The sequence below is a fragment of the Mesorhizobium sp. M8A.F.Ca.ET.165.01.1.1 genome (assembly GCF_004792065.1).
Taxonomy (GTDB): domain Bacteria; phylum Pseudomonadota; class Alphaproteobacteria; order Rhizobiales; family Rhizobiaceae; genus Mesorhizobium.
The window spans coordinates 1-281 of record NZ_SRTH01000267.1 but is presented as its reverse complement, the minus strand read 5'-3'; the positions used below and the strand labels follow the sequence as shown (position 1 = coordinate 281).

General features: G+C 65.1%; 1 pseudogene. It reads right to left on the bottom strand.

What is annotated here, in order from left to right:
• Positions 1–281, bottom strand: a pseudogene (locus EN808_RS36040) (hypothetical protein); the annotation flags it as partial.

Here is a 281-nt window from a genome sequence, read left to right as displayed (position 1 = left end):
TCGACAATTCGCCATAGTCCGGCATCGAGGCGGTGTCGAACAGCACCTCGCCGCCGGCGACATAGGCATGGCCGCGCTCGATCAATTGCGAAATCAGCGACAGCATGTCGGCCTTGCCGTCGGCGCGGGGGGCCACGAACTCGGTGGCGCGCGGCTCGAAGGTCGGTTCCAGGCAGCCGAGGGCGGCGACGAGATCGCGGCGGGAAAACTGTCCCTCAACGATGCCATCAGGAAAGTCACCGAAAAGACCGCCGACCAGTACCACAAGGATGTCGCCGCCC